The organism is Prevotella sp. 10(H) (genome assembly GCF_000711235.1).
GTDB lineage: Bacteria > Bacteroidota > Bacteroidia > Bacteroidales > Dysgonomonadaceae > Dysgonomonas.
The window spans coordinates 568266-590050 of sequence record NZ_JOMI01000007.1 but is presented as its reverse complement, the minus strand read 5'-3'; the positions used below and the strand labels follow the sequence as shown (position 1 = coordinate 590050).

15 protein-coding genes are annotated in these 21785 nt (G+C 39.2%); 10 read left to right on the top strand and 5 right to left on the bottom strand.

Annotated elements, in window-relative coordinates:
- Nucleotides 1-8: 8 nt before the first annotated feature.
- The 3 genes from K348_RS0113975 to K348_RS0113965 form a co-directional block, all read right to left on the bottom strand.
- Entirely contained in the window at nt 9-164 is a 156-nt protein-coding gene (locus tag K348_RS0113975) for a hypothetical protein (RefSeq protein WP_156032893.1), read from the bottom strand.
- Nucleotides 165-346: 182 nt separating this feature from the next.
- Nucleotides 347-952, bottom strand: a complete 606-nt coding sequence (locus K348_RS0113970; protein WP_029905769.1) for a TetR/AcrR family transcriptional regulator — start codon at nt 950-952, stop codon at nt 347-349.
- Between the two features lie 95 nt (nt 953-1047).
- A complete protein-coding gene (locus K348_RS0113965) occupies nt 1048-2112 on the bottom strand; it encodes a DUF3868 domain-containing protein (protein ID WP_029905768.1) in 1065 nt (354 codons plus the stop codon).
- A 250-nt stretch (nt 2113-2362) separates the two neighbouring features.
- On the opposite strand from K348_RS0113965, the gene K348_RS0113960 reads away from it, so the two are divergent.
- Nucleotides 2363-3694 carry a PhoH family protein gene (locus tag K348_RS0113960; RefSeq protein WP_029905760.1) on the top strand — a complete coding sequence of 444 codons (1332 nt, stop codon included), beginning with the start codon at nt 2363-2365 and terminating at the stop codon, nt 3692-3694.
- Between the two features lie 81 nt (nt 3695-3775).
- On the top strand, nt 3776-4558 hold the full coding sequence (locus tag K348_RS0113955; RefSeq protein ID WP_029905758.1) for a prephenate dehydrogenase/arogenate dehydrogenase family protein: 783 nt from the start codon (nt 3776-3778) through the stop codon (nt 4556-4558).
- 53 nt (nt 4559-4611) lie between these two features.
- On the opposite strand, the gene K348_RS0113950 is transcribed toward K348_RS0113955, so the two are convergent.
- On the bottom strand, nt 4612-5940 hold the full coding sequence (locus K348_RS0113950; protein ID WP_036930570.1) for a glycosyltransferase family 39 protein: 1329 nt from the start codon (nt 5938-5940) through the stop codon (nt 4612-4614).
- A gap of 131 nt (nt 5941-6071) precedes the next feature.
- Between K348_RS0113950 and K348_RS0113945 the strand changes: the two genes are divergently transcribed.
- From K348_RS0113945 to K348_RS0113905, 8 genes are all read left to right on the top strand, one after another.
- A complete protein-coding gene (locus K348_RS0113945; RefSeq protein ID WP_029905754.1) occupies nt 6072-7826 on the top strand; it encodes a hypothetical protein in 1755 nt (584 codons plus the stop codon).
- Nucleotides 7827-7904: 78 nt separating this feature from the next.
- Nucleotides 7905-9407 (top strand): helicase HerA-like domain-containing protein, encoded by a 1503-nt coding sequence (locus K348_RS0113940; protein WP_029905751.1) that lies wholly within the window; start codon nt 7905-7907, stop codon nt 9405-9407.
- Nucleotides 9408-9509: 102 nt separating this feature from the next.
- Complete coding sequence (locus K348_RS0113935) at nt 9510-10595, top strand: hypothetical protein (RefSeq protein WP_156032892.1); 1086 nt, start codon at nt 9510-9512, stop codon at nt 10593-10595.
- On the top strand, nt 10592-11491 hold the full coding sequence (locus K348_RS0113930) for a class I SAM-dependent methyltransferase (RefSeq protein WP_029905747.1): 900 nt from the start codon (nt 10592-10594) through the stop codon (nt 11489-11491). The genes K348_RS0113935 and K348_RS0113930 overlap by 4 nt, the downstream gene beginning before the upstream one ends.
- Nucleotides 11492-11494: 3 nt before the next feature.
- Entirely contained in the window at nt 11495-12598 is a 1104-nt protein-coding gene (locus tag K348_RS0113925) for an acyltransferase (protein WP_029905745.1), read from the top strand.
- A gap of 162 nt (nt 12599-12760) precedes the next feature.
- Nucleotides 12761-15430 (top strand): AsmA-like C-terminal region-containing protein, encoded by a 2670-nt coding sequence (locus K348_RS0113915; RefSeq protein ID WP_029905743.1) that lies wholly within the window; start codon nt 12761-12763, stop codon nt 15428-15430.
- A gap of 338 nt (nt 15431-15768) precedes the next feature.
- Nucleotides 15769-17721, top strand: a complete 1953-nt coding sequence (locus K348_RS0113910; protein WP_029905741.1) for an ABC-F family ATP-binding cassette domain-containing protein — start codon at nt 15769-15771, stop codon at nt 17719-17721.
- A 75-nt stretch (nt 17722-17796) separates the two neighbouring features.
- Nucleotides 17797-19842: a M13 family metallopeptidase gene (locus tag K348_RS0113905; protein ID WP_029905735.1), complete on the top strand. Its 2046-nt coding sequence runs from the start codon at nt 17797-17799 to the stop codon at nt 19840-19842.
- Nucleotides 19843-19931: 89 nt separating this feature from the next.
- On the opposite strand, the gene K348_RS0113900 is transcribed toward K348_RS0113905, so the two are convergent.
- Nucleotides 19932-21737, bottom strand: a complete 1806-nt coding sequence (locus K348_RS0113900; protein WP_029905734.1) for a VWA domain-containing protein — start codon at nt 21735-21737, stop codon at nt 19932-19934.
- Nucleotides 21738-21785: the final 48 nt, after the last annotated feature.

Below are 21785 nucleotides of genomic sequence, written 5' to 3'. Positions count from 1 at the left end.
GCTGTTTGCTAATAGCAGCCGTGAAATTCGTAAGAATCTATTTCAAGCCTTTTATCTGAATGTCCGTGACCTATATAAGATCGATACTTGGACGGATTAAGAGTCCATTCCAATTCGAGTTCTTCCAGTAAACGGATAATCAGATAGATAAAGGTTTGTTTCATGTGTTGTATGTTTTTTCTCAGATCCATCATCGTAATATTATTTAAATGGTTTATAGTTTTCGGATAAAACATCCTCTACCATTTATGACGAATGACTGGATTACATATTTTAAGTAAAAAGAAGTTTTCTTTGAAAAAAATTTCAATTAAAATATATACAGCTGAAAAATTGAATTTTAAATTCAGTAAACAGACAGCCCCCAGCCCACAAGCAACTTATACAGGTTATCCCAACTTCTTTTCAGTTCGGATAGCGTTTCTTCATTCGGTTTGTGACTGATAGTAGATAGGGAAACTCCATCACTCAGGTAAATAAACATTCTAGCTATGTCCTCATCGGGCAAGGCGGATTTGATCTCTTTGTTTTTCTTCGCCCGAAAAACGGCACTACTCCATGCCTGAAGTTCCTTCTTGCGCTGGGCATTGTGGATTTCCGTAAAACGGGGAACTTTACGGGATGCTTCGGAAATAAAAACAAATAAGTTAGCTTCATTATCTCCCAAATCATCTATTTCATCGGACGGCTGATTTAAACGATCAAGGTATGTATGATAAAAATCTTTTAGTGAGGTAGTGGGAAAACCGCTATAATCGGTAATTATCTCATGGTTATAGAAATATTTTACAACCTCCTCGAAAACAGCCTCTTTACTCTCGAAATAATGGTAAAATGCACCCTTTGATAATCCGGTTTTATCTACGATTTCTTTCATTGTCACCTCTTTGAAGCTTTTCTGAAGAAATAACTGAAACGATTTTTTAAGAATGTAATCCCTTGTTTCTTTCATAATCCGACCAATTGGTCTGTAAATATAAATATATTTATAAAAAATAAAAAGAGACTTCCGGCTGAAAGCCTCTTTAAATACATCGTCTTTTTCTTCTATCTGTTTTTGTAAACCACTTTACATTCGATACGCCACTGTTGTGGAAACAGATTTTCTTTCATATACCTATACGGTCGGCCATTTGCCAGCGACATAAGTTTACGTTCACGTCCAGCAAAAATTCCGGTATTGTTTATAATGGTAAGGGCTTCCGATTTGTAGTCCATATCAGATTGCTTGATAAGGTCTTCGAGCCCGCTCCAGTCTTCACCTTTCCAATCAATGAAGAAGAGAGATTCCGGACAATCGATACCCCTGTGTATCTGATCCTTAAAATCAAAGGCCTGCTTCATTGTCATATTCTCATTGTCAATATAGATACCATCCACAGAAGTAAAAGCAGTTATATAAATACCCATCAGCGACTTAGTGTTGTCTTCAATGATCTGCTTCACTTTATGCCTTATGGTTTCTATATCATTGGGATCGGCAAGCCTGTATGATCCCGGATTTTTTTCCGGCAATTGTATATCATAAAGAGTAGCTTCTCTAACCTCAGCCTCAGAACTTATTACCGGACGGGAAGTTTTCAGTTCTGCATATTCAACAGGCAGGCTGGCAGGAACCTGCTCGTACTTTACTTCTTCCCTTATCTGGTTCTCTACAAGATGAGAGTAATTATACAAAGGAAATCCTCCTATTTGATTCAATTCCACCCTCATATCCAGCATAGAATTGTCCATCCACGATTCGTACGGAACGCTTGTCTGATAGAATATATTCTTCTGCGGATTGAGGCTGGCAACCGGTATTCTGAACGACTGTTCGGCATAGTTCATATCCGAAAGATAGAAACCCTGCTTCCCTTGTCCGATTAACACCACATTCTGGAGAGGTAGCATATTGGTTGTCGATCTGATGATAGGAGTTAAAGTCAATGAATCACCCACCTCGACATAATAGTCCTGCAAATTTAAATACATGCTGATGTTTACATCTTTATTATCATGCTTAAATTCGACATCTTTAAATTTAACCCCGCTACTACCCTGGGCTAATACGCTCAATTGTATGCAACATAACATTGCTAATGTCAGAGCAAAAATAATCTTCTTATTCATACAAAAATTATATGGGCTTGTTGTCTTCCGCTCCTTTTCAGAAGCTATTATTTACTTGTTTTGTCTTACACTTTTGTAAATATATAAAAAATTGGAATATACCGGATATATTCTTCACATAAAAATAGTTGTGAATCAGTACTTGTTGCTCTCTTACTTACGGCATAAAGATAATATTTTTTTCGAAAAAAGAACGTTAAACAGATCAAATCGGCTATATTTATTGTTATATAATAAATTGTAATTGTATATGAGCCGGAAAAAGAAAAAGAATTTCGTACTGGATACGAACGTAATACTGCACGATTTCAGATGCTTAGACAACTTTGAAGAAAACGATATATACCTTCCGATAGTAGTACTCGAAGAACTGGATAAGTTTAAGAAAGGCAACGATCAGATAAACTATAATGCACGCGAATTTCTCCGCCAATTGGATGCGATAACAGATGACAATTTATTCAGCAAAGGAACCTCTCTCGGCAGCGGTATGGGAAACCTGTTTGTTGAAACAGGTATAAAGGCACAAAGTCAGGTATATGAAATATTTCCTGAAAGAATTCCCGATCACCGTATACTCTCGGCTGTGCTTGAGATAGCAGAACGCGACCCTAAAACGAAGACCATACTGGTAACGAAAGATATAAACCTGCGGATGAAAGCCCGGGCTATGGGATTACTGGCCGAAGATTATATCAACGATAAGGTCGCGGATGTATTCCTTTTCGAAAAACAGCACGAAACATTCACCGATATGGATTCTTCGGTCATTGATAATCTATACGCCCATCCGGAGGGAATAGATTTCAATGAATTTGATTTGAAAAATCCGGTCATTGCCAATGAATGTTTTGTGATGAAAAACGGAAAAAAAAGTGTGCTCGCCCGTTATAATCCATTCACCAATAAGATTAAGAAAATAGATAAGCAAATCTGCTATGGCATACAGCCCCGTAATGCAGAGCAAACATTTGCAATGGAAGTTTTGCTCGACCCCGATATTAAACTCGTAGCGCTTACCGGTAAGGCCGGAACAGGAAAAACGTTACTTGCTCTTGCTTCTGCACTGAAACAAAGTGAGAATTACGACCAAATTCTTTTAGCCCGCCCTATTGTTGCCTTAGGTAATAAGGAGCTCGGATTTCTTCCCGGTGACGAAAAGCAAAAAATAGCACCTTATATGCAACCCTTGTTCGACAATCTGGCCGTCATAAAAAATCACATTGCTTATGGTGGTGCCGAATACAGGAATATCGAAGAGATGCAGAAAAACAAAAAGCTGGAAATAGAAGCTTTAGCTTATATCCGCGGACGGAGCCTCTCGGAAATGATTTGCATTATCGACGAAGCGCAGAATCTTACTCCGCACGAAATAAAGACTATTATCACCCGTGCCGGAGAAGGTACTAAAATGATTTTTGCAGGGGATTTACAGCAGATTGATTCCCCTTATCTTGATGCTCAGTCTAATGGATTGGCATATACGATAGATAAGATGAACGGACAGGATTTATTCGCGCATGTCAACCTTGTAAAAGGAGAACGGAGTAAGTTGTCTGAGATTGCAAGCACTCTATTGTAAATTCAACAAATAAAAGCGATACGTTTTATTTCAGATTGTATCTAATCTTGTATCTTTGCACGGATTAAAAAGAAACAGGATATGAGAATTTTGATACTTGGCGCCGGAAAAATGGGCTCTTTCTTCGGCGATGTTTTAAGTTTCGACCACGAACTGGCCGTATATGATACCGACCCGAGAAGATTACGGTTTATCTACAATACTGTAAGGATGAGCGATCCGAAAGAGATTGCAAACTTCGACCCCGAACTGGTTATAAATGCTGCAACTGTAAAGTATACAATCGACGCATTCAAATCCATATTGCCGTATATCAGCAAGGGTTGTATCATCTCGGATATTGCTTCGGTAAAGACGGGGTTGAAAGAATTTTATACAACAGTTGAGCAGCCGTTTGCATCTTCACATCCGATGTTCGGCCCTACCTTTGCCGACCTGCGCAACCTGAGTACACAAAGCGCTATTGTAATATCAGAATCAAGTCCTGCGGGTAAAAAGTTCTTTTTAGATTTATACAGAAGCCTGCATCTGCGGGTATTCGAATATACATTCGAAGAGCATGACGAAACAATCGCCTATTCACTATCTATACCTTTTGCTTCCACCCTTGTCTTTGCCTCTGTGATGAAACATCAGGAAGCACCGGGAACTACTTTTAAGCGTCATATGGATATTGCCAAAGGCTTATTATCAGAAGATGATTACTTGTTGACAGAAATCCTTTTCAATCCTTATACGCCTACGCAAGTAGAAGGCATACGTAAAGAACTGAAAGATTTATTAGAGATAATAGATAAAAAAGACAGTGCTGCTATGCTGCAATTCCTTACTAAAGTGAGGAAAAACATCGAAGAAAAAGAATAAATCAAATGTGCCGATTAGCAAATATGCCAATGTCCAATGAGTAAGAAGATAAGTTAATTACTTCTTATTATTACTTTTTTTCGATGATAGTATTGCAGCATGTTAAGCAATACAGATGTTACCATTAATATTTCGAATGGGAAACTGAAACGTGAATTTGTTCCGTAAGTAGCAAAAGCCTGAAGTAAAGATGCCGTCAATACTATAAGAGAAATAAAAGCTTCGGGTTTCATCTTTCTTTTCCGGCAGGCAATTATTATGTTGTAAGGGATAAGCAATACAAACAGAATTTTAATAAGCTGCAATACTATCCGTTCTCCATAATTCACATACATTACAATATCCATCGATTCAGGTACGGCAAAATTATATGCCTCCCAATATAAGGATGTTTTCCAAAAGTCGCGCCATGAAATAAATACCTGTCCTAAATAATCCACAGGATTTTTCTTTATGGTAGCGATGCTGTAATCATATAATTCTTTCGACAAATCGGGAAAAGAAAGCCCGGTAGTCGCTTTCAGTTCGGGATATGCTTGCCAGATAGTCATGGCAATTTCTCTATTCCTGATCGTGTCCGATCTGTATTTGACATAGATGTCTCCTATTTCCTGATATTCGGGGGTAGTATTACCAGCAAACCGGACGCAATTCTGAGCAAGATTGAAGCCATAGAATGTAGATGAAACGAAATAGCCTGTATTGAGTTTGTTTACATAAGACCAGCCTAAAAAGAAAAACAAGGGCATAAGTAATACCATTATATACTTTTTGAAGCCGGATTTCAGCGACTTTCGATTATGCCACACCAGTAAGACAAACAGTATTACGGCCAGATTGATATAAAATACCTTTATGAATACAAGATAACAGCATAAAAGGCTAATCCATATATATCTTCTACCCCGCGTCTTTCTCCCTTTAATAATACCGAGAAACAGATAAAATATCAGTGTAATAACCAGTAAGGTAAAAGTTTCTGTCAATATGGCAAATTCAAAGAAAACCGCAGGCAAATAACTTACTCCAAATAAAGTGGCAATTAAAGCTAGCCGCTTATCTATCTCTAAAACCAACAGTGTCTTATAAGCAAAGACAAGAGTACAAACACCCATCACCAACTGAAAAAAGACTACAACCAAATCGGACATACCGGCAAAGCACATCAACAGAGGATAACCCGGTGGACGTTCACCTTCATATCCTTCCAAATCAAAATTCATCAAACGTACAGCTAATTTGCGGTAATCTTCACTATCCGGATATTCGGTTATATGACCGTATAAGAAAAAAATTAACAGGCGAACAAATACGGCTGCGATAATAATCGTCTTTACAGGATTATTAATGCACGATTGCCATATTTTACTTAGTTGACTCAAATTTATCTATATTATAATTCAAAAATAATAAGAATTTATTCCGGAATTGATGAAGTATAAATAAAGTTCTCAAAAAACATTTCTAATAAACCCCTAATACTTTATATCTTTACAAACACAATTTTATAAACATGCTGATAGTACTTATATCATGGTTCATAATTTTCTTCGTGTTATTTACATTCGGAGATATTTTTGTTTCCCTGTATAATAAAATATGCAAACGTGAAGAAGCTTATTCAGTTTTAGATACAGTGCTATTGGGCATTTTTTTTACCGTCCTGCCACTTTCAATCATTTCGTTTTTTCTGCCGTCAAATCATTATATATTATTTGTATATATAATTATATCAGCAGTTTACTGGATATGGAAAAAGGAGAAAGCTGTATCATTCTTTAAACGCTTAAAAGAACTATCGGGCAGCATATCATTCTATCAGAGAATAATTATTGCACTCCTTTTTATCTCCATTGTACTTATAGCCCTTTGGTCGCCCAACGGTTTCGATGCCATGTCGTACCATTATGCCAATATACGCTGGAATGAGGATTATGCTGTTACACCGGGCATTGCTAACCTTGAAGACCGTTTCGGGTTCAATTCAAATCTGTTTTTGCTGGATGCCATTTTCACTTTCAGAGTATTTCTGGGTTATCCGGTCTATACGCTTCAATCCTTATTTGCAATACTTATTTTTTCATGGATATTGATTGAAGTATCCAGGTCGAAATTCGATTTAAAAAGAGTCGTCCTATTCGTTATTTCTGTCGCCTATTTCTATTACGAACACAGGGCTATCAGCGATACATCTACCGATATACTACCCGGATTGATAACATTTTATCTTGTAGCAAAGATTATTCTTTATCCTGATACATTCAAGCGGAATTATTTATTGTATATCTTTATTCCGTTTGCACTCGTAGGATTTAAGCTGTCTGCTGCCCCATTCACATTATTAAGTATCTTCCTTGCTGTAATAATTATCAGGGAAAAAAAATATAAGCCGTTAATCTTTATAGGTTCAGTTTTAGCTGTTTATTTTGCCCTGTGGATTACACGCACTGTTATTATTTCCGGATATCTTATTTATCCGTTACACGAAGTCAATCTGTTTTCTTTCGATTGGCAGGTGCCTGTAGAAACGGCGATGAAGCAACGCTACCTTATCGGCTATTATGCCAACGAATATATGGCAGAGGCTTTTCGTACGGGAATAGCCGTCCGAAACAAATATTATATCATCCTGTTATTCATTTATTTATTGACATTTATATCGATAATCATTTCATTATATAAAGCCTTTAAAAATAAGAATACGCTCCATAAATATATTTTAGCAACCCTTATCCTTTGCCTCTGCTACTGGTTCTTTTTTGCACATGATTTTCGCTTCGGAAGCGGATATGTATTCGCAGCAATATTTTTGGGATGCGTATCTTTATTAGGAGCAAAAAGATATGTTTTTCCGAAATTGAGTATAGCCGTAATATCCCTGCTGATTTTATGGATGACTGTATTTTCATTCCGCTTCGCATCCTACTACGATGAATGTTTATCGACCCAATTACATATTTCAGAAGCAAGCGACCGATTCGTACGCATGCTGATACAACCGTACTCTGTAAAAGACAAAATGGCCGCATTGAAAAACGGGGAGTCTCCCGAAGAAAATTTCTCCATTACACAATACAAATTAAATGATTCAGTATCAATCGGCATCAGCACCTACCCAAGCGGATGGTACGGCGACAGCATCCCTTGCATAGCCAATAAGGAAGGAACTCCCGATTTCTGGACTATCCCCGATATCCGGCAGATAGAAGCACGCGGAAACTGTATTAAAGACGGTTTCAGAACAAAAAAGGGATTCGTAAGTAAATAATTTATCTCCTATTCCACGAACTTTTTTCATTCTGATTGTTTTAATATATACACAGCTTGAATTAAAAAACTTAACTCGATGTTTGATAACGAAAAAAGGGCTTTTATAGCTATAGCACAAGATACAGAAATCTGCCTCGTACCCAAAATGGCAAACCGTCACGGACTGATTACCGGAGCTACAGGAACAGGAAAAACCGTCACCCTGCAAACAATGGCCGAAACGTTCAGCGAAATGGGCGTAGCCGTATTTGCTGCCGATGTCAAAGGCGATTTGTCGGGCGTGGCTGCCATGGGTGGAAACAAAGACAGCGTAACACAACGTGTAGAATCATATCATCTTACAGATAAAGGATTTAAATTTCAGGCATTTCCCGTACAGTTCTGGGATGTATTTGGTGAGCAGGGCGCACCAATCAGAGCGACCGTGGCCGATATGGGGCCATTGCTGCTTAGCCGTCTGCTTTCTCTGAACGACATACAATCGGCAGTACTAACAATCATTTTCAAAATAGCAAAAGATGAATTTTTGGAAATTATCGACCTGAAAGATTTACAGAAACTATTGGAATATGTCGGTAATAATTCTAATAAATTTACTACCTCATACGGGAATATTTCCACCGCCAGTATCGGGGCAATCCAGCGCGGATTGATAACACTTGAGAACGACGGTGCAGACTTGTTTTTCGGAGAACCTAACCTCAACATCGACGACCTCTTACAAACTGACAGCAACAAAGGAGTTATCAATATCCTTGCTGCCGACAAGCTGATGAATTCGCCGAAAGTATATACCACATTTCTGATGTGGCTGATGACAAAACTCTTCGAAGTGATGCCCGAAGTCGGCGACCCCGACAAACCGAAAATGGTTTTCTTCTTCGATGAAGCACATCTGCTTTTCACCGATGCACCGAAAGCTTTGCTGGAAAAAATAGAGCAGGTTGTACGCCTCATTCGCTCGAAAGGAATAGGAATCTACTTTATTTCTCAGACACCTGCCGACATTCCGGATTCTGTACTCGGACAACTGGGTAACCGTGTACAGCACGCACTGCGGGCATATACCCCGAAAGACCAGAAAGCGGTGAAAGTAGCCGCACAGACATTCCGTGCAAACCCGGCATTCGATACGGAAACTGCAATTTCGGAATTGGGAACGGGCGAAGCCCTTGTATCTTTCCTCGATGAAAAAGGCCGTCCCAATCAGGTGGAAAGGGCATACATATTACCGCCCGAAGGCCAGATAGGTCCATTGGATACTGCTGAGAGACTAAAAATGACACAAGATTCGCTACTTTACAGACATTATGCACAAACACAGGACAGGGAATCGGCATACGAAATCCTTACCCAACGCCTGCAAGGCACTTTAAGTGAAAAAGAACAGGCTGCACAGGAAAAAGCTGATGCAAAAGCTCTGAAAGAGCAGGCAAAAGTTCAAAAAGAACAGGAAAAAATAGAACGGCAGGAAAATGCACAAAAGAAAAAATTCTGGGGTGCATTAGCAACTACGGTTGTTGTTCCTCTGGCAAAACAGGTTATTAATTCTTTCTTTAAGGGGTCGAAGAAAAAGTAATACACACTTATTCTTTATGCAGCGAAATTTAACTTTCAATCATCATAGTTAAAAGGTGTAGCAGATACATCTTCGTTGCAATAATAACCTAAAAAACATGCTATGCATAAACACTTTGCATGGGGAATGCTTATAATATGCCTACTCTCCACATCATGTATAACATTAGTCGGTAAAAAGAATATGGATGTATCCATTTATACCGAAAATCCGATGGAAGTTGTATATGAATCCGACACATTACAATCGGAAGAAATTGAAGAGTATAACTCCGTTAAGTTAACTGTTCCCCGAAGTAAGGATTCTCTACGTTTCACTATAAAGAAGGACACTATAATTAAAGATATAAGTATAAAATCTAAATTATCAGGCCTTTACTATGTTAATATTGCATATCCGCTCCTATGGCCGGGAATGGGTATAGATCTCCTTTCCTCAAAAAGATTCTCATATAAAAACACTCTTTTATTTGATGATAGCCTGAACTTATTATCAGCTACTAATAAGGCTAAAAATATGAGACGTGATCAGAAAATAAATTTCCTCAGGCAAAAATATAAATCGGATAAAAAACTAATTAAAGAGAGGTACTTTCCACAAAAAGGTGATATTTATTTCAACCTTTCTTTCCCTCTCCTTTATCCGGGATATACCATACTGAAGCCAACCCCGACTTCTTATATGGAGAGAGGGTCGGCTCTCGGCTTTGCGGGAGGATTAGATTATTACTACAGAAATAACAGATTTGTTAACCTCTCTGCAAGCGCTACTTTTGGGGGAGATATTACTATCGGCTGTGGAGATGACGGATATGATGACAAAAGAAGGTTTAACATGTATCACATTACAGCTTCCCATAACCACCGGTTTAAAAAATTTTCATTTGGTTATGGCTTAAATCATGCATATACAGATTGGTGGAGTACTCAATATTATATTCCGGATATCTGGATTAACAAAAATGGCTATAACCAGGAAATCGCAGAACCATATACAACCAAACGTAAATACGCAACATTCGGTATGGTTTTCAACGGATATATTTATTTTTTCAATACTATTACTTTCGGTATCGTTTATAAACCTACCTTTGTAAGATTAAATTCCATTATGGAAAAAAGATTTTGTTACGAACATCAAATTAGTTTTGACTTGGCTGTCAAAATTAGACTTAACAGGAGAAAATGAATCTGCAATTATTAAAACCGACATACTGGACTGATTACGAACTGATCGATTCGGGAGAATACGAAAAACTGGAACGATTCGGCAAATACACTATCCGCCGACCCGAGCCTCAGGCTGTGTGGAGAAAATCTCTGAGTGAGCTGGAATGGGAAAACACAGCTGACGCAACTTTCAAAAGGGAAAAAAGCAAAACCTCGCAGGACGGGAACGATAAAGGCACATGGATACAAAAGAAAGGTATGCCCGACCAATGGTTTATCAGCTACAAGTATAAGGAAATGAACCTGAAATTCCGGCTTGGATTGACCTCATTCAAGCATGTCGGTATATTCCCTGAACAGGCCGAAAACTGGAATTTTATCTACGACACTATCAAAGCTACGAAAAACGCAGAGTCAAAGGTCCTCAATCTTTTTGCCTATACCGGTGGTGCATCCATTGCAGCGAAAAGTGCAGGCGCAGATGTCACTCATGTGGATTCCGTACGGCAGGTTATTACATGGTCGCGCGAAAATATGGAAGCATCTGGCCTCGACAATATCCGCTGGATAGTGGAAGATGCTCTGAAATTCTGCCGTCGTGAAGTCAAGAGAGAAAAGAAATATAACGGTATCATACTCGACCCGCCTGCATACGGACGTGGCCCTGACGGTGAAAAATGGATACTGGAAGAAAATATAGCCGAACTGATGGCGCTTTGCAGCAACCTGCTCGAAGCTAAAGATTCATTCCTTATTCTCAATCTTTATTCTATGGGATTCTCGGCCGTGATAGCTGAAAATCTGATTAAAGATTATTTTCCAAATGCAAAAATTTGTCAGTTTGGAGAACTGATTGTGCCTGAAAAATCGGGAAAACACTTACCTTTGAGTGTATATGCACGGTTTAAGCAATAAAGAATGAGCCTTAACCTTTACAATATATCAAAAAATCAAACCACAGTATTCAAAGGGATAGGAATGTTGTGTATAGTACTGCATAATTTTTTCCATTGGGCAAATACCATCGGAGAGAATGAATTTACATTCGAAAATGAACATATTTATACATTATTAATTCACCTCAAAAACGATCCGGGAGGCTTTATAAATTACTTCTTTACATACTTCGGTCATTTCGGCGTGCAGATATTCATTTTTGCAAGCGGATATGGTTTAGCAAAACAGTTTATGAATAATAAGCCCTCCGGTTATGGGAGATACATAACACCAAAACTACTGAAAATATATGTTTTAATGGTGTTTGGACTAATGTGCTATTTTGCTATCCTTTATCCTTTCGGCAGGATCAATACGGATATTTTCTTTTCGTTCGCTTCCTCAACACTCCTACTATATAATAATTTTTCATACGACACTATTCTGTATTATCCACATTCAGGCACATGGTGGTATTTCAGTCTCATAATCCAGTTGTATCTGATATTTCCGCTATTATATAATTTACTGAATAAATATAAAATGAAGGGATTTTATATTAGCTTGGTCGGCTCTGTTATTTTGATATACGTATTATTGCCATTAACAGAAAGTTTCAATTTTCCTATTTTCGGGAATTTTGTAGGTCACCTGCCTGAGTTCATTTTAGGAATAGGACTTGCCATGTTTAAGGATATACGGTTAAAATATAAAACTGTATTGCCTGCTGCTCTTATCGTATTTATTTTATCCAATTTCTATCAGTATATTCATCCCTTGAGTTTTCTTTCCGCAACAGTACTTATAATGATTTTATTATATCCGCTATGCGATAAATTACCGAAACTGATAGAAAAACCGATATACTTTATTGGTACCATCAGTATGTTTATGTTCGTAATAAATAGTATGGTACGTGCCTATACTTCCATTTATATATACGGTAAAAGCCAGTTATACATTTTTGTACTGGCACTCATACACTTATCCATAGTTATTTTTATATCATATATTGCCTGCATTATATATAAAATAACATTTTCTCCTTTACTAAATAAGGCTATAAAAGCCATTCAGAAACGTTAGTCATATATTCCTTTAATTTCATTTTTGCATCCTATATTTCCCTTTTCTTTGAAAAATCAGTACCTTTAACATGTTTTTCGCCCTATTTTTAGAAGAAAAACGCAAACTTTACGTTTATAAACAGGAAGATACAAACACAAGAAATTACAAAAATCAGATCATATGAAAAAAGCACTTACTATTGTAGGTATAATATTGGCAGTTATCATAGTAGCTATGATTTCCATACCTTTTCTTTTTAAAGACAAGATTAAGACCGCAGTATTGAATGCTGCAAATGAGCAACTGAATGCAAAAGTAGATATCAAAGATTTCGGTCTGAACCTATTCTCCAACTTTCCCAATGCAACTTTATCACTCGACGAAGCCAGCATTATCGGTGTAGGAGATTTCGAAAAGGACACCTTATTACAGGCAAAATCGGCAAGTGTGACTATCGATATCATGAGCCTTTTCGGAAGTAATTATAAAATATCCAAGATAAATTTGGATAAAGCTTCAGTTTATGCCAAAATACTGGCCGACGGGCGCGCCAATTACGATATCATGAAAGCAGATTCTACTGCTACTGAAGCCGAAGTGGAAAGCAGTACACCATTTAACCTGAGTTTGCAGAAGATAACGCTGAATGATTGCAATGTTATCTATCAGGACGATTCTACCAAAATGAAAGTTATCCTGAACAAGCTGAATGCTAATATATCGGGCGACTTTTCTGCAAGTGAAACCACTTTAAATATAGGTTCAACCATCGATGAAACGTCCTTTATTATGGACGGCATACCTTACCTGAGCAAAGTAAAAGCAAAGGCTGATGCCAAACTGAATGCCAACTTCGATAATATGAAGTTCACATTTACAGAAAGTAATCTGCAACTGAATGAGTTGAAAGCATCTATCGACGGCTCTTTTGCTATGATAGGAAAAGATTATGAAGGTATGGATTTCGATTTGAAACTGAACGCACCCGATACTCAGTTTAAAGACATTCTTTCACTGCTTCCAGCCATGTATACCAATGACTTCAAAGACATTAAAACATCCGGTACAGCATCGCTGGATGCATATATCAAAGGTCTGATGCAGGACGAAACCTATCCGGCATTCGATGTCAAGATTATGGTAAACGATGCGATGTTCCAGTATCCGTCATTGCCTAAGGCAGTAAACGATATCAATGTTGCGGTAGCAATAAATAGTAAGGGTGGTTCACTCGATAATATGGTTGTAGATATTAGTAAGTTTAGCTTCAATCTGGGCGGGAATCCTTTTAGTGGAAATCTAAACATCACTACGCCAATGAGCGACCCGAACCTTAAAGCACATGCCAATGGTACCATTAATCTGGCTATGATTAAAGAAGTTTATCCGCTCGATAAAGGAACCGAACTGAACGGTATTATTTCGGCCGATATAAATGTTGCCACAAGGATGTCAGCTATCGAGAAAGAACAGTATGAAAGCGTATCGGCATCCGGGAATCTGAAACTGAACAATATGGCATACAAAGCGACCGATATGCCGGAAGTATGGATTAATAATGCTACACTCGAATTTACACCACGTTATGTAAATCTGCCTTCTCTGGATGTGAAAATTGGCAAGAACGATATATCTGCAAATGGCCGTCTCGAGAACTTCATAGCTTATGCATTGAAAGACCAGACACTGAAAGGTCAGCTAAACATTAAATCGAGTTATCTAAATGCCAATGATTTTATCAGCAGCGAAACAGCAGGTACTGCAGCGGCCGATACAACGGCAACTTCCGAAGATATAATCATACCGAAGAATATAGACTTTGCACTGAATGCAGCATTAAACCATATCATATACGGTAAGATCAACATTACCAATATGGCGGGCGGTATGAGTATCAAAAACGGAATTTTATCACTCAATAATGTAAGTGCAAATGCATTGGGCGGTTCGTGTAAAGTGAGCGGCTCTTACAATACTTCCGACCCAAAAAATCCTAAAGTTGATTTCGATCTTGCTTTGTCTAAAGTATCTTTTGCCGAGACATTTAAATCGGTCGAATCTATTCAGAAATTCGCCCCTATCTTCGAAAATATGATAGGTACTTATTCTATGAATCTGAAATTTAATACATCTCTCGGACAATCTATTATGCAAACCCTCGCCAGCCTTACCGGAAACGGGGCACTGCAGACCAGTGACGTAAAAATAGAAAATGTGGCTGCACTGACTGCCTTATCATCGGCACTTAAGACGGATGCATTGAAGTCATTCTCTACCAAAGACCTGAATCTGCCATTTACCATTAATAATGGGCAGATTACCACTAAGCCGTTCAATATAAATATCGGTAACGGAGGCATGATGAAACTGGAAGGTTCGACTGGGCTCGACCAAAGCATCAATTATAAAGGAACTGTTACTTTACCGAAAAGCCTTGCCAATAATTATATAAACAACGTACCTATTACTATCGGCGGAACATTCTCCAGTCCGAAAATCGGTGTTGATACCAAAGCACTTGTAGGCGATGCTGCATCATCGATCATCGGTGGACTGCTCGGAGGAAAAGACAGCGATGGCAATACTGCTTCTCTTGGAGAGGAAAAAGCCAAGCAGATAGAAAAGATACGGACTGAAACAGATAATGCCGCGAAAAAATTAGTGGAAGAAGCTAAAAAACAATCGGACAACCTGATAGAAAAAGCAGGCAGCAATCCATTGGCAAAAGCAGCAGCAAAGGGTGCAGGCAAAAAACTTGTAGAAGAGGCCGAAAAACAAGCAACGAATATGAGGAATAAAGCAGAAGAGCAGATTAAGAAACTGGAAGGGGAATCAACTCCTGCCGAATAATAAAAACCTAATATATAGTTGAAATGCCGGATGTTTATCCGGCATTTTTTTGTATAAAACCATTAGCTGTTTATCTATAATGTATGGTTATTTACTGTCTGCTCTTTGAAATTTTAAATAATAAGTAAATGGTGGAATTCTGTTACTTTTGTTACTTTTGCGAATGAGTGCCTTTGCGAGATAATCATTGTTCACTGATAACTGTTGACTGCTAACTGAAAAATCCGTTACTTTTGTTACCTTTTAACTAAATTTTGTTAATGAATGTAAAATTAAAACTTTGTATCTGCTCTCAATTAAATTACCTACTTTTGCATAGATTTTAAAAAATATACATTGTGATTTCAGTAGAAGGACTAACGGTAGAGTTCGGAGGATTTACCCTTTTCGACAGCATATCGTTTGTTGTAAATAAAAAAGACAGGATAGCGCTCGTAGGCAAAAACGGCGCAGGTAAATCTACCATGCTTAAGATATTTGCAGGTATTCAGCCGCCTACAAGAGGTAACATTGCCTATCCGAAAGATTTAACTATCGGCTATCTGCCCCAGCATATGACGCTCAAAGAAGGCAATACTGTCTTTGAAGAAGCATCGCTTGCCTTTGAGCACATACAGAAAATGGAAGCTGAATTGGAATATGTGAATAAACAACTGGCAGAAAGGACAGACTATGAGTCGGATGCCTATCATAATCTGATAGAGAGATCATCTTATCTCAATGAGCAGTTTATGATGTCGGGAGGAAATAACTTTCAGGCGGAGATAGAAAAGACCCTTGCCGGGCTTGGATTCAAGCGCACCGATTTTGACCGTCCTACCAGCGAGTTCAGTGGTGGCTGGCGTATGCGTATCGAGCTGGCAAAGATATTACTCCAACGGCCTGATGTATTGCTGTTGGACGAACCGACCAACCATCTGGATATAGAATCTATCCAATGGCTCGAAAATTTTCTGGCAACGAGGGCGAATGCCGTTATCCTCGTATCACATGACCGTGCATTCCTCGATGCCGTTACACTGCGTACTATCGAGATATCTCTGGGGCGCATTTACGATTATAAAGTGCCTTATTCCAAGTACGTCGAATTGCGTAAGGAACACCGCGAGCATCAGATGCGTGCCTTTGAGAATCAGCAGAAGCAGATACAAAAAACAGAGGAGTTTATAGAACGGTTCCGCTACAAAGCGACTAAGGCCGTACAGGTGCAATCCCGCATAAAACAACTGGATAAGTTGGAACGGCTCGAAGTGGACGATGAAGATAATGCCATGCTACACCTCAAATTTCCTCCGGCGCCGCGTTCAGGTTCTTATCCGGTGATAGCAGAGGATGTAGAGAAAAGCTACGGCGACCATCTGATATTCAAGAATGTAACATTCACAATCAACAGAGGTGATAAAGTGGCTTTTGTGGGTAAGAATGGTGAGGGTAAGTCTACACTCGTAAAATGTATTATGAATGAGATAGATTTTAAAGGAAAGCTGGAACTCGGACATAATGTAAAAATAGGATACTTCGCTCAGAATCAGGCACAACTATTGGATGAAAACCTGACCGTATTCGAAACTATCGACTATGTAGCGGTTGGCGATATCCGTACAAAAATAAGGGATATACTTGGCGCTTTCATGTTTGGAGGAGAGGCTTCGGATAAGAAAGTGAAGGTATTATCAGGGGGTGAACGCAGCCGGCTGGCAATGATTCGCCTATTGTTGGAGCCGGTAAACCTACTCATTCTCGATGAACCGACCAATCACCTCGATATGCGTTCTAAAGACGTATTAAAAGGTGCTTTGAAAGAATTCGAGGGTACAGTAATAGTTGTATCGCACGACCGTGATTTCCTTAACGGATTGGTGGACAAAGTATATGAATTCGGAAATCAACAGGTAAAAGAACATCTTGGCGGCATCTATGAGTTCCTTGAAAAGAAAAAAATGGATAGCCTGAAAGAATTAGAGATAGGTACATCTAATTCTGCTTCAAAAGCTAATAATGAACAAAAAACAGTAGAAAAGCCTGAAATCAAGCTGTCGTATGAAGAACGGAAAGAACTCAGCCGTCAGATAAAACGTGCAGAAAAGCAGATATCGGAAATAGAGCAGCTTATAGAAAAGAAAGAAACCGAAAAAGCTGAAATAGAAGCTAAGCTTGCAACACCCGAAAGCGCCGCTGATACTTCTCTATTCGAAAGGCACGGGCAACTGACTAAAGAACTGGAAAATGATATGAAGCAATGGGAAGAGTTTACAACGGAACTGGAAGAGTTGAATAAAAATCAGCCATAATTCTGTACGGATAGAACTATATTCCAATAGATTTGTTAAAATGAAACTTACATACTAATAAATTAAAACTAAAAGATGAGAACAATTTATTATTTACCAATTGCTGTTCTCGCCTTTGCTTCAATAAGTTGCAAAGACAAGACTAACACTCAGACGAAAGTGGAAACAAAAAACTTTGATATTGCCAATCTGGATACGACAGCTATCCCCGGCAATGATTTTTATCAATACGCTACAGGCGGCTGGGCTAAGGCTCATCCGATAAAAGACGAATATTCAAGATATGGTTCTTTCGAACTGTTAATAGAAAACAATCAGAAACAGATTAAAGGACTTATCGAGGAACTGGGTACCACTGAGCATAAGCAAGGATCGGTAGAACAAAAAATCGGTGACCTATTTGCTTTAGGTATGGATAGTACCAAGCTGAATTCAGAAGGTGTACAACCTCTGAAAGAGCAGCTGGATGCAATAAATAAAGCATCGAGCAAAGAAGATATTATAAAGCTAGCCGGAGAATTGAGAATGTATGCAAATTCTCCTTTTTTCACTATTTATGTAGGAGCAGATGATAAAAACAGTTCGATGAACATAGTTCAGCTATATCAGGGCGGCTTGGGACTTGGCGAGCGTGATTATTACCTCGCTACCGATTCAACATCTGTTGCATTACGCAAAGGCTACTCCGAACTGATTAAAACACAGTTCGTAAATGCCGGCTACGCAGATGCAGATGCTGCAAAATCGGCAGACGCCATACTTAAAATCGAAACTGCACTGGCTAAAGACCACTTCAAGAAAGAAGACACCCGCAGGCCGGAACTTAACTATCATAAGATGAAGGTGGAAGACCTTAACAAATCTGTGGCTGCATTTGATTGGCAAATGTTTTTCGATGCTGCGGATGTCAAAGGGTTTACAGAATTGAATGTATGCCAGATAGAGCCGGTTGCTACAGCTGTAAAACTAATACAAACAGCTCCTATCGAAGACCTGAAAGTTTATCTTTCGTGGAATCTGATAAATGCAGCGGCAACTTCCCTTAGCGACGATTTTGTAAATGCTGATTTCAATTTTTACGGAAAACAGCTGAGTGGTCGTAAAGTATTGCAGCCACGCTGGAAACGAACTGTAAACATGGTAGACAATTCACTTAGTGAGGCTGTAGGGCAAATGTATGTTGCGAAGTACTTCCCTGCCGAAGCGAAAGATAAAATGCTTAAGTTGGTAAAGAACCTACAAAGCACATTAGGTGAACGCATCAATAATCTCACATGGATGAGTGCCGAAACAAAGGAAAAGGCTCAGGAAAAGTTGAATACATTTAATGTAAAAATAGGATATCCGGATAAATGGAAAGATTATACTAGCCTTGAAGTAAAGAAAGATGACAGCTACTGGGCAAACATCGTCCGTGCAAACAAGTTCTCATACAATGAGATGATAAAGAAAATCGACAAGCCTGTCGACAGGTCGGAATGGCATATGCCACCGCAAATGGTAAATGCATATTATAACCCGACAACTAACGAAATATGTTTCCCTGCCGGAATATTACAACCGCCATTCTTCTATATGGATGCTGACGATGCTGTCAATTACGGAGCAATCGGGGTAGTTATCGGCCACGAAATGTCGCATGGCTTTGACGACCAGGGCAGCAAATACGATAAAGACGGAAACCTTGCCGACTGGTGGACAGCCGACGATTCCAAGAAGTTTACCGAAAGAGCGCAGGTATTGGTTCAGCATTTCAATAATATAGAAGTATTGCCGGGGGTATTTGCCAACGGAGATTTTACCCTTGGTGAGAATATTGGCGACTTCGGCGGATTACAGATATCTTACAATGCTTTTGAAAAAACAGACCAAGCTAAAGCCGGAGAGAAAATAGACGGATTCACCCCTGAGCAACGATTCTTCCTTTCTTATGCCGGAGTATGGGCAGGAAATATCCGCGATGAAGAAATGCTTCGCAGGACAAAAACCGACCCTCATTCTCTTGGCGAATGGCGCGTAAACGGGCCTCTTCCTCATATGGATGCATGGTACAAAGCATTCGGAATATCAGAGAAAGATTCACTGTACATACCGAAGGAAAAACGTGCCGATATCTGGTAATTAACCTAAGAATACAGAAAAGAGGATGCCCGCGGACGGCATCCTCTTTCATCTCCACAAAGCGAGTAGTAGTTTAGTATATTGCTCCGCTAATTTTTAGCCAAACCTTTAGCCGTTTCCACCAGACGGACAAATTCCCGTCTGTATCCTTGTGAGTCGCTTCCGAAACCGGATTGTGCCAATTCGATAGCCTTATCATAAGAACCTTCTCCCTTGTATTCGGAATCTTTCATAACTTGCCCGAACATGGCAACAGCAGCAGCAAAGCGAAAATCATCCGATACTTCATTCCGGTAATTATCGATTAATGGCAGCTCTATTTTCTTGCTCTTATCTCCATTGGGTTGTTTGTATCTTAGCTTCACGGTAAGAAGGTCGGGATACATGCTGTTATCCAATTGTCTTTGAAGTGGCGACTTATTCTCAGCCTGATATTTCAACGGGTCAACATTCCCGGCCACATTCATTTTGACGCCTACAGGTACCACTTCATACAAAGCCGTTACGGTATGTCCGGCGCCCATTTCTCCGGCATCTTTCTTATCGTCGTTAAAGTCTTCTTTATTCAGCATGCGGGTTTCATAACCTACTAAACGGTATGCCTGTACTTTCTTCGGGTTGAATTCTATCTGTAGTTTCACATCTTTAGCGACAGTATACATAGTCGCTCCGAATTCATTAACAAGTACCTTATTAGCTTCCTGCAGATTGTCGATATAAGCATGATTTCCGTTGCCGGCCTGCGAAAGAGTCTGCATCTTACTATCCTTATAATTACCCATGCCATAACCGAGTATGGAAAGGAATACGCCGGACTTTCTCTCGGTTTCTATCATTTGCTGTAAACCCTCATTGCTGGATACTCCCACATTGAAGTCACCGTCTGTACATAATATGATACGGTTATTGCCTCCTTTAATGAAGTTCTGCTTCGCTATCTTATATGCCATTTGAATGCCTGCTCCTCCGGCTGTAGAACCTCCGGCTGATAAGTTGTTCAAAGCCTCTTTTATCTTTTGTTTGTTGGCACCCGATGTCGAAGGTAGTACCTCGCCTGCCGAACCTGCATATACTACAATGGCAACACGGTCTTTCTTCCGCAGGTTGTTCACCAAGAGTTTAAGAGATGACTTTACCAGATCGAGGCGTGTAGGCCCTCTCATAGAACCCGACACATCGATAAGGAACACAAAGTTAGAAGCCGGAAGATTATCCGAAGCCAGACTTTTAGCTTTCAGCCCTATCCTTACTAATCTATTCTGCGGATTCCAAGGACATGCGCCTATTTCCCCTGCTATTCTTACAGGATCTTCGCCCGTCGGTTCAGGGTAATCATAACTGAAATAGTTTATCAATTCCTCAATCCGTACGGCATCCTTATATGGCAACTCTCCCCGATTGATAAAGCGCCGCATATTGCTGTAAGATGCAGCATCCACATCTACGGAGAAAGTCGAAAGCGGCTCTTCTTTTACCATATGGAATTTATTCTCTGCAAACTGGCTGTATTCTTCATTCCGTTGCCTGTCGTAGGATGATTCGCGAGGCGACTCCACATAGCAAAAAACCGCTGGGGCTTCGCTTTCTTCAACAACTATTTTATGATTCGTTAATTCTATAATTTCAATTGCATGTTTATCGTCCGAAGCTTTAAGCTCGTTTGCTGACATCTGTATTTCATCCTGATCGGATATTACTTCATCATTCATTACAACAGGGGGCGCAAATATTTCTGCCTGAGGGGGCGGAGGTACAGGGTCTTCTAAAATATCTGACTGAGGTTCCACCTGAGCAATTGGAGTATCGGTAGGCGACGTAGTTTTCGTATTCTTATTACCACACGAAAACAGCATTATTCCTGATAAAACGGCTATACAAATTACAGAAGCTTTCATAGGTTATATATTTAAAATGAATATTTGTGTTTATCTCATAGATAGATT

What these genes read in the sequence shown, in the direction of transcription:
- K348_RS0113975 (WP_156032893.1), bottom strand. Translation starts at nt 164, where the DNA reads ATGAAACAAACCTTTATCTATCTGATTATCCGTTTACTGGAAGAACTC.
- K348_RS0113970 (WP_029905769.1), bottom strand. Translation starts at nt 952, where the DNA reads ATGAAAGAAACAAGGGATTACATTCTTAAAAAATCGTTTCAGTTATTT.
- K348_RS0113965 (WP_029905768.1), bottom strand. Translation starts at nt 2,112, where the DNA reads ATGAATAAGAAGATTATTTTTGCTCTGACATTAGCAATGTTATGTTGC.
- K348_RS0113960 (WP_029905760.1), top strand. Translation starts at nt 2,363, where the DNA reads ATGAGCCGGAAAAAGAAAAAGAATTTCGTACTGGATACGAACGTAATA.
- K348_RS0113955 (WP_029905758.1), top strand. Translation starts at nt 3,776, where the DNA reads ATGAGAATTTTGATACTTGGCGCCGGAAAAATGGGCTCTTTCTTCGGC.
- K348_RS0113945 (WP_029905754.1), top strand. Translation starts at nt 6,072, where the DNA reads ATGCTGATAGTACTTATATCATGGTTCATAATTTTCTTCGTGTTATTT.
- K348_RS0113940 (WP_029905751.1), top strand. Translation starts at nt 7,905, where the DNA reads ATGTTTGATAACGAAAAAAGGGCTTTTATAGCTATAGCACAAGATACA.
- K348_RS0113935 (WP_156032892.1), top strand. Translation starts at nt 9,510, where the DNA reads ATGCATAAACACTTTGCATGGGGAATGCTTATAATATGCCTACTCTCC.
- K348_RS0113930 (WP_029905747.1), top strand. Translation starts at nt 10,592, where the DNA reads ATGAATCTGCAATTATTAAAACCGACATACTGGACTGATTACGAACTG.
- K348_RS0113925 (WP_029905745.1), top strand. Translation starts at nt 11,495, where the DNA reads ATGAGCCTTAACCTTTACAATATATCAAAAAATCAAACCACAGTATTC.
- K348_RS0113915 (WP_029905743.1), top strand. Translation starts at nt 12,761, where the DNA reads ATGAAAAAAGCACTTACTATTGTAGGTATAATATTGGCAGTTATCATA.
- K348_RS0113905 (WP_029905735.1), top strand. Translation starts at nt 17,797, where the DNA reads ATGAGAACAATTTATTATTTACCAATTGCTGTTCTCGCCTTTGCTTCA.
- K348_RS0113900 (WP_029905734.1), bottom strand. Translation starts at nt 21,737, where the DNA reads ATGAAAGCTTCTGTAATTTGTATAGCCGTTTTATCAGGAATAATGCTG.